General features: G+C 70.2%; 11 protein-coding genes. 3 read left to right on the forward strand and 8 right to left on the reverse strand.

Annotation, left to right across the window (positions count from 1 at the left end):
- Window positions 1-4: 4 nt before the first annotated feature.
- The 7 genes from ricT to AB0M51_RS28505 form a co-directional block, all read right to left on the reverse strand.
- A complete protein-coding gene (ricT, locus tag AB0M51_RS28475; RefSeq protein WP_344188702.1) occupies window positions 5-988 on the reverse strand; it encodes a regulatory iron-sulfur-containing complex subunit RicT in 984 nt (327 codons plus the stop codon).
- Between the two features lie 81 nt (window positions 989-1,069).
- Window positions 1,070-1,396 (reverse strand): DUF4190 domain-containing protein, encoded by a 327-nt coding sequence (locus AB0M51_RS28480; protein ID WP_363751245.1) that lies wholly within the window; start codon window positions 1,394-1,396, stop codon window positions 1,070-1,072.
- Window positions 1,397-1,666: 270 nt separating this feature from the next.
- The gene (locus AB0M51_RS28485) at window positions 1,667-2,713 is read right to left on the reverse strand and encodes a DUF4190 domain-containing protein (protein ID WP_363751247.1); all 1,047 of its coding nucleotides are present in this window, start codon (window positions 2,711-2,713) and stop codon (window positions 1,667-1,669) included.
- A 25-nt stretch (window positions 2,714-2,738) separates the two neighbouring features.
- A complete protein-coding gene (locus tag AB0M51_RS28490) occupies window positions 2,739-3,404 on the reverse strand; it encodes a DUF4190 domain-containing protein (protein WP_344188660.1) in 666 nt (221 codons plus the stop codon).
- A 109-nt stretch (window positions 3,405-3,513) separates the two neighbouring features.
- On the reverse strand, window positions 3,514-4,722 hold the full coding sequence (locus AB0M51_RS28495; protein WP_363751250.1) for a DNA polymerase III subunit delta': 1,209 nt from the start codon (window positions 4,720-4,722) through the stop codon (window positions 3,514-3,516).
- A complete protein-coding gene (tmk, locus tag AB0M51_RS28500; RefSeq protein ID WP_344188662.1) occupies window positions 4,719-6,704 on the reverse strand; it encodes a dTMP kinase in 1,986 nt (661 codons plus the stop codon). Before tmk ends, AB0M51_RS28495 begins: the two co-directional genes overlap by 4 nt.
- A gap of 281 nt (window positions 6,705-6,985) precedes the next feature.
- On the reverse strand, window positions 6,986-8,080 hold the full coding sequence (locus AB0M51_RS28505; RefSeq protein WP_363751252.1) for a pyridoxal phosphate-dependent aminotransferase: 1,095 nt from the start codon (window positions 8,078-8,080) through the stop codon (window positions 6,986-6,988).
- Between the two features lie 63 nt (window positions 8,081-8,143).
- Between AB0M51_RS28505 and AB0M51_RS28510 the strand changes: the two genes are divergently transcribed.
- Genes AB0M51_RS28510 through AB0M51_RS28520 form a run of 3 tightly spaced genes read left to right on the forward strand, consistent with a single transcriptional unit; the run spans window position 8,144 to window position 10,274 of the window.
- Complete coding sequence (locus AB0M51_RS28510) at window positions 8,144-9,556, forward strand: PLP-dependent aminotransferase family protein (RefSeq protein WP_344188664.1); 1,413 nt, start codon at window positions 8,144-8,146, stop codon at window positions 9,554-9,556.
- A 38-nt stretch (window positions 9,557-9,594) separates the two neighbouring features.
- On the forward strand, window positions 9,595-9,870 hold the full coding sequence (locus AB0M51_RS28515) for a type II toxin-antitoxin system prevent-host-death family antitoxin (RefSeq protein WP_325040415.1): 276 nt from the start codon (window positions 9,595-9,597) through the stop codon (window positions 9,868-9,870).
- Window positions 9,867-10,274, forward strand: coding sequence for a type II toxin-antitoxin system VapC family toxin (locus tag AB0M51_RS28520; RefSeq protein ID WP_344188665.1), 408 nt, complete (start codon window positions 9,867-9,869; stop codon window positions 10,272-10,274). The genes AB0M51_RS28515 and AB0M51_RS28520 overlap by 4 nt, the downstream gene beginning before the upstream one ends.
- Before the next feature lie 59 nt (window positions 10,275-10,333).
- On the opposite strand, the gene AB0M51_RS28525 is transcribed toward AB0M51_RS28520, so the two are convergent.
- Window positions 10,334-13,156, reverse strand: coding sequence for a glycoside hydrolase family 2 TIM barrel-domain containing protein (locus AB0M51_RS28525; protein ID WP_344188666.1), 2,823 nt, complete (start codon window positions 13,154-13,156; stop codon window positions 10,334-10,336).
- Window positions 13,157-13,191: the final 35 nt, after the last annotated feature.

Genomic DNA, 13,191 nt, shown 5'->3' on the forward strand with positions numbered 1-13,191 from the left:
AATCTCACGGGGCGGTGTCTCCCTCGTCGTCGTGATGCAAGCGGCGCCGCCGGCGCGGTTTCCTCGCCCGGCGTTCCTCGCGCGTCTCTTCTGGACCTTCTTCTTCAGGACCTGCTTCTTCTGGCACTTCTTCTGGTACTACCGGTGGCGCGTCGGGCGTCGTCGTACCGGACGCCTCGTACTGCTGCCGCGGCGAACACACGTCCGCGCGGCTGCACGCACACCGCCGGCCGGAAGCCGCCAGCCGGACGACCACGGTGTCGCTCGGCACGTTGTGCCCGACCACCACTCCATCACCCGCGGGGGTCTCCACCGCGGTTCCGGCCGCCGGGGCCTGCGCGTTGAACTCCTGGTACAGCGGGTGCTCGTACTTCAGGCAGCACATCAGCCGCCCGCAGGCGCCGGAGATCTTCAACGGGTTCAGCGGCAGGTCCTGGTCCTTCGCCATCCGCACACTGACCGGCTCGAAGTCCTTCAGGAACGTCGCACAGCACAGGTCCCGCCCGCACGGCCCGATCCCGCCCTGCAACCGCGCCTCGTCCCGCGCGCCGACCTGCCTGAGCTCGATCCGTGCTCTCAGCGCGCGGGCCAGATCGCGGACGAGTTCGCGGAAGTCGACGCGGTGCGGCGCGGAGAAGTACACGATCACCAGCTGATCGATATCCGGCCGCCGATCGACGAAATCGATCCCGACCACCTTCATCGGCAGCCCGTGCTGCCGGATCGTCCGCTTCGCGATCACCCGGGCATCCGCCCGCCGCTGCCGATTCTGCTCGTCCCGCTCCAGATCCTGCGGCGTCGCGATCCCCGCACAGGCCGGCAGCCCACCGATCTCCTCGGTCACGAACTGCGGCGCCCACACACACTCCGCAACCTCGGGCCCGTCATCAGTAGGCACCAGGACCTTGTCCCCCACCCGAGGCCGGAACTCCCCCGGATCAAGGTAATAAAGCCGCCCGTACCGCTCGAACGACACCGCCATCACCATGCCCACGCCGCCAGACTACTTGCAGACCTCCACACCGCCACACGAACAGCCCCGCCTGCTCAGCACGCGGAGGGCTTGCGGTTAGTAGTCGGAGCTGGATGAGGCGCCGAGGATGATCATGACGGTGAAGAGAGCCAGGTAGGCGAGGGTGAGGATGGCGCCGATGGCCAGGCCGGCGATCGCCATGCCTTTGCCTTCTTGGTTGCGGCGTTTGATCTGGACGAGGGCGGCGATGCCCAGGCCGATGGCTACCGGCGCGGTGATGCCGATGACCAGGCCGCCGAGGCCGCAGACGAGGGCGGCGGTGGCCAGGCTGTTCGTTCCGCCTGAGGAGCCTTGGTAGCCATAGCCGTATCCGTAACCGTACGGCTGCTGTCCGTATGGCTGCTGTCCGTACGGCTGCTGCACATAGCCAGGCTGCTGGCCGTAGCCCGTTTGTTGGCCGTACCCAGGCTGGCCGTACGGTGGTTGGCCCTGCCCAGGTTGGGTGTAACCGGGCTGTTGGCCGTAGCCCGGCGTTTGGCCCGGGTACGGCGGTTGTGGGCGGACCACGTCCTGTGGGCGGTTGGGGTCTGACCCGTACGGTGGCTGCGTCACGCTACTCCCAGAGGTACCAGTTTCCGCGCATCGTACCGGGCGGGCGGGGGCCTGCCGGTGGATGTTGCTGTCAGCAACCGGTCAGCGGTGGCTGTTCTTGACGGTGCCGGTGAGCTTGTCCGTGCCGGGCCCGTAGGCCGCGCACAGGACCCGGTGGTCGCCGGAGTTCCAGGTGGGCTTGTCCGGGGTCCACCAGGCGAGTTCGAGCTCGGACTCGTCGCGGGACTTGCCGACGTACGCGCCGAACGGGCCGGCGCAGGCCTGGTCGGCGGCGTCGTCGATCGCCTTGTCGCCGGGGTACGCGCCGGCGGGGAGGTCGACGGAGGCGACGAGTTCACCGTCGTGCTCGACCGGGCAGTCGCGGCGGATCACCTCGTCCTCGACGCTGGTCTCGTCGAAGCAGTCGCCCACCGCGAGCTCGTCGACGTACACGCTCGAGGAGCCCGGGTCGGGGGCGCCCGAGGTGTCGGCGGACGAGGCGAAGGCGATCACGAGGGCGATCAGGGCGAGGTAGCCGAGGGTCACGAGCGCGCCGATGATGATGCCGGCGATCGCCATTCCCTTGCCTTGCTGTGGGCGGCGGCTGAGCTGGACGAGCGCCGCGATGCCGAGTCCGACCGCGACCGGCGCGGAGACGCCGATCACGATGCCGCCGAGGCCGGTCACCAGCGAGGCGGTCGCGAGCGAGTTCGTCCCGCCGGACCCACCCGTGTAGCCGTACCCGTACGCCGCCGGCGGCTGCCCGTACGCCGCCGGATACTGCCCAGGACCGTACCCCTGCCCGTACGGCGCCTGCCCGTACGGCGCCTGCCCATAAGCCGAAGGCCCGTACTGCGGTTGCCCATACGGAACCTGCCCGTACTGCGGCTGCCCGTAAGACGGTTGCCCGTGCTGAGACTGCCCGTAGGGCTGCCGGCCGTAAGGCGGCTGACCGTGCTGTGGCGGCTGCTGCCCGTACACCGGCTGCGGCCCCGGCGCGGTCCACGACGTACCTGTTGTGTGTTGTGCCGTCGGTAGCGGCTCCGTCAGGTCCTCCGGACGCCCGTACGTCGGGAACGTGCGGGTCGGGTCGTGCGGCACGTCCTGCGGCCGTTCCGGCGGGTCCGACTCGTACGGCGGCTGAGTCACGTCGTCTCCCAATCCCCCGCAGGCGCTACCGTTGCGCTCCGCGCATCGTACCGCTCAGGTGCGTTCCGGGCATCCCGAGCAGGCAGAGGACGTTGCCGTCAGCAACCGCGTGGTTCTCGAGCACCACGTAGTACATGTCGAGCTCGGACCGTTCGTAGGGCTTCCCGACGAAATCGACGAACGCGCCCGCGCACTGCTGGGTCGCCTCGGCGCCGGCCTGGGTGCCGGAGAGGCCGACCAGCGCCGCCTGCACCTTCGCGTACGCCTCACCGGTGTGCGGCCCGGCGCAGTCCGCGATCCGTACCAACCGCAGCGAGTCGGACTCCAGGTCCGCGTCGAAGCAGCGGCCGACGTCCACCTGCGAGATCGACACGGTCCGGCCGATGCCGCGGCGGTGCTCGGCGACCAGGTTGAGCGTGACCGCGACGCCGATCGCGATCACCCAGCACAGCGACACCAGCAACGCGCCGTACGCGAGCCGCTTCCCGTGCCCGCCGAGCCGCTTGATCCGGCGCAGCGCCACCCCGGCCAGCACCACAGCCAGCGGCACCAGCCCGGGAAGGCTGACCGCGAGCGCGGCGACCGCGTACCCGTCCTGGCGCTTGACCGGGTCCGGGACGCCCTCCAGCCAGGACTCAGCCGACGGCAACGGCTGCCGCACCGGCTGGATCGGGGAGGGCGGCTGGTTCATCTGGGTCCGTTCGGGGAAGGCGCCGGGCACATCGCCCGGTCACCCAGTCATCGGACTCGCGCGTCTCGGTGTTACACCCGCCGCCCAGTTATCGGACGTGAGTCGCGCCTCAGCGGAGCACGCGACGCGGGATGGTGAACCCGTCGCTGCGGCCCTCGAACAGCGAGACCGTCATCGCCTCCAGCGCGACCAGCGGTGCCACGTTCGCGTCGATCGCCTCCCGGGCCATCGCGATCGCGTCGATCCGGCGGATCGTCTGCTCGGGCGTGGTGCGGCTCCCGAGCTGCTCGATGTTGCGGTGCAGCTCGGCGTTGATCAGCTCGCCGCCGGAGCGGGTCTGCACCACCAGGACGTCCCGGTAGAGCGCCATCAGGTCGACCAGCGAGCGATCCAGCACATCACGCTCCCACCGCTTCGCCCGGGCCTTCTGCTGGTCCTCGAGTTCCTTGAGAGCCGCGTTCGCCTCGCGCGGCCTGGCGCCCTTGGTACCGACACCGAGCGCTTGCTCGAGGGCAGCGCGTTCCTTCTCGTCGACCTTCTCCGCGCTGGCCTTGGCCTCCTCCTTGGCCGCGTCGACCAGCTGTTGCGCCGCCTTCAGGCAGGCCCCCAGGTCACGCAGCGCGAACGGAACCTCCAGCACCCGCGTCCGCCGGTCCCGGACCTCGGCGTCCCGGGCCAGCGCCCGCGCCCGCCCGATGTGCCCCTGCGCGGCCCGCGCCGCGAACCACGCCAGGTCCGCGTCCACGCCCAGCTTCGCGCTCAGCATCTCCGCGACCGCCGCCACCGGCGGTGTCCGCAGCACCAACAGCCGGCACCGCGAACGGATCGTCGGTACGACGTCCTCGACGGTCGGCGCGCACAGCACCCAGACGGTCCGCGGCGCGGGCTCCTCGATGCTCTTCAGCAGCGCGTCCGCGGCCTGCTCGGTGAGCCGGTCCGCGTCCTCGATGACCATCACCTGCCAGCGGCCCTGCGTCGGGCTCATCGCTGCCCGCCGGACCAGCTCGCGGACCTCACTGACCCGGATCGACAGCAACTCCGTGCGAATCAGCGACACATCCGGGTGCGCCCCGCTGAGCGCCGTACGGCACTCCTTGCACTCGCCGCAGCCGTTGTCCGCGCACTGCAGCGCGGCCGCGAACGCGCGTCCCGCGTTCGACCGGCCGGACCCCGGCGGTCCGGTGATCAGCCAGGCGTGCGTCATCCCGGCGACCGCCGGCCCGCTTTCGCCACGCAGCCCGGCGGCCGCACCGTCGACGGCCTTCCGCAGTACGGCGACCGCGGGCTCCTGGCCGACCAGGTCATCCCAAACACTCATAGGTCCACCTTCGGGAGCATTGGTTCCAGCCGCGCACGGATCTGCCGGGCGATGTCCTCGCGGTCCTGGGAGGCGTCCAGGACCAGGTAGTGCTGCGGCTCGGCGGCGGCCAGTTCGAGGAACGCGTGCCGGACCCGCTCGTGGAACTCGTCGCCCTGCGCCTCGATCCGGTCCCGCTCCTCGAACCGGCCGAGCCCGCTCGTCGGCGGCAGGTCGAGCAGGATCGTCAGGTTCGGCCGGAGGTCGTCGGTGGCCCAGCGGTTCACCCGCTCGACGTCGGACAGGTCGAGGTCCCGCCCGGACCCCTGGTACGCCAGCGCGGAGTCGACGTACCGGTCGGTGATCACCACCGCGCCGGCCTTCAGCGCCGGTTTGATCACCGAGTCGACGTGCTCGGCCTTGTCGGCGGCGTAGATCAGCGCCTCCGCACGATGCGAGATGTCGCCGGTCGCCGGGTCGAGGACGATCTGGCGGAGCGTCTTGCCGAGGTCGGTCGCGCCGGGCTCGCGGGTCAGCAGCACCTGCTGGCCCTGCTCCTGCAGCCACTTCACCAGCAGCGCGGACTGCGTCGACTTGCCGGCGCCCTCGCCGCCCTCGAGCGCGATGAACAGCCCGGTGGTCGGGTAGTCGCCGCGGGTCTTGCCGAAGCTCCGCCGGACGTCGCGCCAGAACGGCACGCCCGGCCGGTCGTCCATCTGCCGCCAGGCGAGCAGCCCGATCACGCCCGCCACCACCGCGGCGATCACCATCGTCATCGAGGCGCCGTTGTACGTCGCCGAGTGGCCCGCGATCGTCCAGGTGTGACGGCCGATCGCGCCCGCGGCGAACGGCGCGATCGCCAGCGTGATCGCGAGCACCGTCCGGACCGCCGACTGCACGAACGCGAACGTCCGCCCGCGCACCGCGTCCGGCACCTCGAGACCGAGCAGCGTGTACCCGGACACCCAGGAGCCGCCCGCGCAGAACCCGAGCAGGATCGCGATCATCGTGGCGATCTCGATCTGCTGGATCAGCGCCAGCCCGGCCAGGCAGATCCCGGAGCCCACCAGCCCGGCCGCGAACAGCCGGCGCCGGGACAGCCCGGAGAAGATCCGCGGCCCGAAGCCCATCCCGAGCGCGAGGCCGCCGAACACGGCGCCGAAGAGCAGGCCGTACCCCGGGTCGCCGGCACCGAGGTCCTCGACGTACGTCCGGCCGAGGCCGACCACGACCGCACCCGCCGCGAACGCCCCGGAGATACCGACCACCAGCCCGCGGACCACCGGCGTACCGGTGACGTACGACCAGCCCTCGACCATCGTCCGCCACAGCGTCGGATGGTCCTCGTGCTCGTGCACCGCGCGGCCGATCTCGGACACCGACACGATCGCGAACGCGGAGATCGCGAACGTCGCGGCGTTCACATACACGGCCAGCTCGATCGAGAAGTCGCCGGCCCAGCGGGTGACCAGCGTGATCGCGGTGAAGATCACGGCGGCCGGGAGGGCCGAGCCGTACGTCGTGATCAGGCTGAGCTGGTTCGCCGCCTCGAGGCGGTGCCGGGGCACCAGGTTCGGCACGCTGGCGTCCTTGGCGGGGCCCCAGATCAGGCTGACGATCTCGATCAGCACGGTCGCGATCAGCAGCCAGGTGAGGGTGTCGACGATCGGGATCGTGACGAAGAACGCGGCCCGGACCAGGTCGCCGACGATCATTGTCGACCGCCGGTCCAGCCGGTCGGCGATCCAGCCCGCGACCGGTCCCATCACCAGCGCCGGCAGCACCCGGAGGAACAGCACGCCGCCGATCGCGAAGTTCGCCAGCTGGTAGTTGTCGCCGGCGAACGACTTCGCCATCGCGGTCAGCGCCAGCAGGCCGATCCAGTCGCCCAGGCTGGACAGCCCGAAGCCGATCCACAACCGCCGGAACGCCCGGATCCGCAGCACCGCCCGCACGTCGTGCGCCGGTGCAGGATCTGTCAGCGGGTCGTAGGCCTCCGGCACACCGCAAGCCTAGTGGGCGCTGCGGACAGCCCGACACGCGTCCCGATCGCGACTCTCCGGCGTCGGGTCCACACTGAAAGTAGTCGAGCGTTCGGGGGCCTGATGAGCCACGTCAAAGCGCACCACAGCCGGCACCGGATGCCCCGACGCGGCTCGGGCGGACCGATCGGCGTCGCGGCGATCGCCACCCTCGTCGGGACCGTGGGCATCGCCGGGACCGCCCTGTTCAGCCCCTCCGACTCAGCACCGAAGCCGCACGCGCCGGACCCGAGCCCGACCGTTCAGATCCCCAAGGCCGCGTGCTCCAAAGCGCCCGTCAACGCCTGCAACGCGGCCTTCAGCTCCGGCGCCGGCAAATAGCCGAACCCGAGCCGGAACACCCGCGGCTCGTCCCCGAACCAGTCCCCGTCGGCCAGCCGTACGCCGGCCTCCGCCGCTGCCCGCTTGAACCGCGCGAGGTCCACTTTCACCCGGACCACACACAAGGCTCCCGCCGACGGCCGGACCCACTCCACGAACCGGCTGTTGGCGTCCACCCAGTCCTGGGTCATCAGAAGGTTCTCCTCCAGCCAACTGCTTCGTTCGGCCAGGTTCTCCTGCTCGAACACCCGAACCGCCAACGCCTCGCACACCGGCGACGCAGACACGACCGTGCTGAACTTCGCCGTCACCAGCCGCTCCACCAACTCCGGATCCGTGCTGATCACCCACCCGATCCGCAACCCGGCCGCCCCGTGACACTTCGACAACGACGCGACCGAGACCACCCGCGGCCCGAGCCCGACCGCCGTCCCCGCGACCTCGTCGTCCCCGTACGTCGCCACCCGGTACGTCTCGTCCACCAGCAGATACGCGTCCGGACAGATCTCGTCCATCGCCGCGACGATCTCCCGCAGCACCGACAGCGGTACGGCGACCCCCGACGGGTTCTGCGGTGTCGCCAAGCTGACCAGCTTCGTCTCCGGCGTGAGCTGCGCGCGGACCGCCTCCGCCCGCACCTGATAGCCGTCGTCGAAGCCCACCGGGATCACGCGCACCGAGGCCCCCACCGTCTCGAACGCGCTGCGCGTCATCGGGAACTCCGGGGCCGTCGTGACCACCTCACCCCGTTCCGCCAGCAGATAGGCGAGCAGGAAGATCCCGTGCATCCCGCCCACCGTCACGACGACGTCATCGGCCCGTACGCCGTGCCGCTCCGCGATCGCGGTCCGCAGCTGCACGTCGCCGGCCGCCGTACCGTAGCCGAGCTCCAGATCCCCGAGCTCAGGTGTCAGCAGCTCCGCGAGCCGGAGGTCCGGTCCGTAGCTCTCGCCCAGTTCGTGGCGGGCCTGGTCGGCGGTCAGGGACATGATCTGGTGACGCGGAAACTTCGGCATACCGCCATCGTTCAGCGCCTCCGCTCGCCGTTGGAGAGCCAATCCGGCAGAATTGGTTCGCAGATGAGACCAATCGAGGTGGCTGACCGGTTGGGCCGCTGGTCGTCCGGCCGCGGCCCGCTCTACCTGCTGCTCGCGGCCCGCCTGCGGCAGCTGATCGACGACGGCGAGCTCCCGCCCGGCGTGCTGCTACCGCCGGACCGTGTCCTCGCGGCCGCGCTGGCGGTCGGCCGTACGACGGTCGTCGCGGCGTACGACCTGCTTCGCGCCGAGGGGCGGATCACCCGCCGTCAGGGCAGCGGTACGCGCGTGGCCGGCGTACCGCGTGACGAGTTGGTGGAGGACGCACCGGTCGACCCGCTGTTCCTGGACTCGCTGGAGGCGCGGGACGACGACGTACTGCTGGCCGTGTGTGCTGCGCCGGGGGATCCGCCGCCGCAACTGGCGGAGGCGTTCGTTCAGATCGCGCCCGAACTGGCGCACCTCGACAACGACATCGGGTATTACCCGTACGGCCATCCGTCACTGCGGCAGGCGTTGGCCGACCGGTACACGTCTCGCGGGGCGCCAACGCGTCCGGAGCAGATCATGGTCACGAACGGCGGCCAGCAGGCCCTCTCGTTGCTGGCCCACGCACTGGTGTCACCGGGTGACCAGGTGATCGTGGAGGCGCCGACGTACCCGGGAGCATTGGAGGTCTTCCGGGAGGAGGGCGCCGTACTGCGCGGGCTACCGGTCGGGCTGGACGGGTTAGAGGCCGCGATCCGGGAGCGGCGTCCGGCGGTGGCGTACGTGATCCCGACGTACCACAACCCCACCGGCGTCGTGCTGTCCGCGCTGGCCCGGCAGCGGCTGGTGAGTGCGGGCGTGCCGCTGATCGAGGACGAGGTCCCCGCCGACCTCGCGTTCCCGGGTGAGCCTGCGGTCACGCCGATGGCGGCGTACGGCGATGCCGTGATCTCGATCGGCTCACTGAGCAAGAGCATCTGGGGCGGTCTACGGATTGGTTGGATACGCGCCGCGCCACCGTTGGTCAACCGGCTGGCCCGGCTGCGCGCCGTACACGACCTGGGCGGCAACGTGCCCACTCAACTGGCCGCCGTACACCTGCTGCCGCTGCTGGACGCTCCTGAGCTGCACCACACTCTCAAGGCCCGCCACGACCACCTGCACTCCCAGCTGACCCAAGCCCTTCCCGACTGGCACATCCCACCAGTCAAAGGCGGCCAGTGCCTGTGGGTTCGTCTTCCGTACGGCGACGCCAACTCCTTCGCCCAAACCGCCCTAAGACACGGCCTAGCAGTCCTCCCCGGCGCCGGCCTCGACATCACCGGCGCCAGCAACACCCACCTGCGCCTACACTTCCGCGCCCACCCCACAGACCTCACCGAAGCAGTCCACCGCCTCACCAACGCCTGGCACGCCTACCACCCACCAGCAGTCCCAACCCGCATACGCCCATCCATCGCCATCTGAGCTGGTCGGCGTAGAACACAACGTTCTACACTCGGTTCATGGACAGCATCCCGGTACGCGAGCTCAATCAGCACACGAGCGCCGTTCTGGCACGCGTGGCCAACGGCGAATCGCTCGAGATCACCGTCAGCGGCCACCCGGCGGCGCGGCTGGTGCCGATCGAGGACAGCACGAACCTGCGCACCGACCTGATTCGTCGCGGCCGGCTGGTCCCCGCGACCAACCCCGGTCCGCTGGTTCTGCCGCCGGGCGAACCGGACCTGACAACCGACTCCACCGAGGTCATCTCGGACCTGCGGGAGGAACGGCTGTGATCTTCCTCGACTCGGCCGCGATCGTGAAGATGATCCGGCGGGAGAAGGAGAGCGCGGCGCTCGAGTCTTGGCTCACACAGCAGCCGGACAAGGAACTCGTCGCGTCGTCGTTGGTGCTGACCGAGGTCCCGCGCGCCCTGCGCCGGTCGGACCCTGGCCGGCTCGCGGCCGTCCCCACCGTTCTGGCCAGGCTCGACAGGATCCCGATCGACGACACGGTCCTCGCGACCGCGGCGGCGTACGCGGATCCGATGCTGCGAACCCTCGACGCCATCCACCTGGCGTCTGCCCAGTCCATGGTTCTCGAAGGCATGGAACTCACGGCGTTGGTCACCTACGACAAGCGCCTGCTGGCCGCGGCCGCCGACATCGGTCTGCCGACAGCCGCGCCCGGCGCAATCTGAATGACCTACCCCGCCGCGCCGGCCCTGTAGGAGGGGTAGGCGGGCGCGGCGGGGTGGGATCAGTGGGTGGTGAAGCGGACGGCGAGGGTGGCGGGGGCCGTCTTCAGCTTGTCGCGGTCCGGGAGGGCGGGGCCGCAGGCTGCGGTGCCGACGCCGGTCTGGGCGATGTCGAGGGTGACGTAGGTGGTGTCACCGGGGACCAGTTCGGCCGCGTGGTGGGCGGTTTCCAGGTCATGGGTCGTCCAGTCGCGGACCGTGAGGCCGAAGAGTTCGCCGACCGCCTCGATGCGCAGGCCGTCGATCGTGGCCCAGCGGGTGTCGATGCGCTGGCCGTTCTCCTGCGGTCGGACGTACGGCGTCTGCAGTTCGGCGACCGTGGCGGAGTACTTCCCGACCGCGGCGGCCGCGCGGGTGTCGACGTACGCCTCGTTCGGGCCGGTGCCGAACCACTCGACGCGCTCGGCCTTCGGCAGCTCGAACGTGATGCCGAGCCGCGGCAGCACCTCCGGGATCAGTCCTTCCGGTACGACGCTCAACTCGAGGACGACCGCACCGTCGACGGCGGTCCAGCGCCAGGTGCTGCGCAGACCCCACTGCAGCTGCGGCGGCGCCGTCCGGGTGACGACCTCCCAGGCCCCGTCGCGCTCGCCCTGCGACACGATCCGGTGCTGCACCCGGTGCAGCCCTTCCTCGCGCCACTTGGCCGCGACACCCGGGTTGGTGTCGTTGTCGATCGGCGCCCGCCAGACGTCGAGCCGCACGTTCCGCAGCCCACCGACGGAGATCCCGCCGACCCCAGCAACACCTTCAGCCGGCGCACCACCGGCCCCGACCCCGGCCGCACCCGCAGCTGCTTCGCCGTCCGCACCCACCCCGGCTGGGCGAGCCGGCCGGAGAGCCGGCTCGTCCAGCCGGATCTGTCCCCAGGCGATCCGATGACCGGCGTCCGCCCACGAGGCGGCCTCGGTGAGCGACGCAGTGACGGTCACCCACGTCTCGGGCTTCGACGCGTCAACGTCCGGCAGGTCGACCGTCACGGTCTCACCAGCGGCGATCACCGGAACCTGCAGACTCCCGGCGTCCACCCGCACACCTTCGACCTCGACCACGTAGCTGAACGTCAGGTGGCTCGTGTCCAGCACCTCGTACAGGTTCGTGATCGCCACGCGGTTGCCATCAGCAACGATCCGCAGTGGCTCGATCACCTTCACGTACTCGTGCATGCCCGGCGACGGCGTCCGGTCCGGGAACAGCAGCCCGTCGCAGACGAAGTTCCCGTCGTGGATCGTCTCGCCGAAGTCGCCGCCGTACGCGTAGACCTCGCGCCCGTCGATCGTCGTCCGGAGGCCGTGGTCGATGAACTCCCAGATGAACCCGCCCTGGCAGCGCGGGTACTTCTCGAACACCTCGCGGTAGTCGAGCAGCCCGCCCGGCCCGTTCCCCATCGCGTGCCCGTACTCGCAGAGGATGAACGGCAGGTTCCGGTAGAGGTTGCTGTCGGCACCGATCTCCGCGCAGCCCTCCGGCGAGGTGTACATCCGCGAGTAGATATCGACGAACTCCGCCTCGGTGTCGCGCTCGTAGTGCACCGGCCGCGACGGGTCCAGCTCCTTCACGGCGTCGTACATGTCCTTCAGGTTCGAACCCATCCCGCACTCGTTGCCGAGCGACCAGATCACGATCGACGGGTGGTTCTTGTCCCGGTGCACGGTCCGCCGCATCCGGTCGACCAGGTCGTCGCGGAAGCGCGGGTCCATCACCGGGTTCGGCAGCTTCGGCGGCTGCGGCTCGTACCCGAAACCGTGCGACTCCAGATCGCACTCGTCGATCACGTACAGCCCGTACTCGTCGCACAGCGACAGGAAGTGCGGGTGCGGCGGGTAGTGGCTGGTGCGGACCGCGTTGATGCCGGCGCGCTTCATGATCAGTACGTCGTCGAGCATGTCCTGCTCGGTCAGCGTCCGGCCGCGGTCCGGGTGGAACTCGTGCCGATTGACGCCCTTGAACAGCACCCGGTTGCCGTTGACGGTGAAGATCCCGTCGACGATCGCGACCGTCCGGAACCCGATCCGCAGCCGTACGTCGCCGCCCGCCGTCCGCAGTACGGCGTCGTACAGCCGAGGTGCTTCGGCACTCCACGGCTGCACGCCTTCGACCCGCGTGTGCTCACCCGTCGCGACCGACAGCCCCAGCTCAGGCACCGACACGGTTCCCGGTACGTCGGACTCGACGAGCAGCGTGCCGACGCCGTCGACGTGGTCCCAGGCCGCCTTGACGAACACGTCGGTCGGCGCGTCCGGGCGCAGCGCGAGCAGGTTCACCTCGCGGAAAATGCCGGACAGCCACCACATGTCCTGGTCCTCGACGTAGCTGCCGGTCGACCACTGGTGCACCCGGACCGCGATCCGCGCTTCCTTGCCCGGAGCAACCAATTCGGTGACGTCGAACTCACTCACCAGCCGGGAGCCCGACGACCAGCCGACCCACTCGCCGTTCACGTACACGGCGAACCGCGAGTCCACGCCCTCGAACCGGAGCACGACCCGGGCGCCCGCGAAGTCGGCCGGCACCGTGACCGTTCGGACGTAGTCGCCGGTCGGGTTGTCGGTCGGCACGTACGGCGGCTCCAGCGGGAACGGGTACACCACGTTCGTGTACGCGGGCTTGCCGTAGCCACTCAACTGCCAGTGCCCAGGAACCGCGATGGTGTCCCAACCGGAGGTGTCCGGATCCTTCAGGTCGTCCGGCGCATCCGCGACGCTCGGGGACAGCCGGAAGCTCCAGTCCCCGCTGAGCGGCAGCCGCCCGGAGTCGTCATCCAGCCACGAACGCGGGGGCAGCACGTTCGCCCCGGAAGCAAAGTCCTCGACGTAGTGAGTCACGAAAGTCGACCCTAAGGCCTAATTGTTCACAACTC

It is taken from the genome of Kribbella sp. NPDC051137 (genome assembly GCF_040682535.1).
Taxonomy (GTDB): Bacteria; Actinomycetota; Actinomycetes; order Propionibacteriales; family Kribbellaceae; genus Kribbella; species Kribbella karoonensis.

Coding starts and splice junctions, on each gene's coding strand:
- AB0M51_RS28515 (WP_325040415.1), top strand. CDS start 9,595: ATGGACAGCATCCCGGTACGCGAGCTCAATCAGCACACGAGCGCCGTT.
- AB0M51_RS28510 (WP_344188664.1), top strand. CDS start 8,144: ATGAGACCAATCGAGGTGGCTGACCGGTTGGGCCGCTGGTCGTCCGGC.
- AB0M51_RS28505 (WP_363751252.1), bottom strand. CDS start 8,080: ATGCCGAAGTTTCCGCGTCACCAGATCATGTCCCTGACCGCCGACCAG.
- AB0M51_RS28490 (WP_344188660.1), bottom strand. CDS start 3,404: ATGAACCAGCCGCCCTCCCCGATCCAGCCGGTGCGGCAGCCGTTGCCG.
- AB0M51_RS28495 (WP_363751250.1), bottom strand. CDS start 4,722: ATGAGTGTTTGGGATGACCTGGTCGGCCAGGAGCCCGCGGTCGCCGTA.
- ricT (WP_344188702.1), bottom strand. CDS start 988: ATGGTGATGGCGGTGTCGTTCGAGCGGTACGGGCGGCTTTATTACCTT.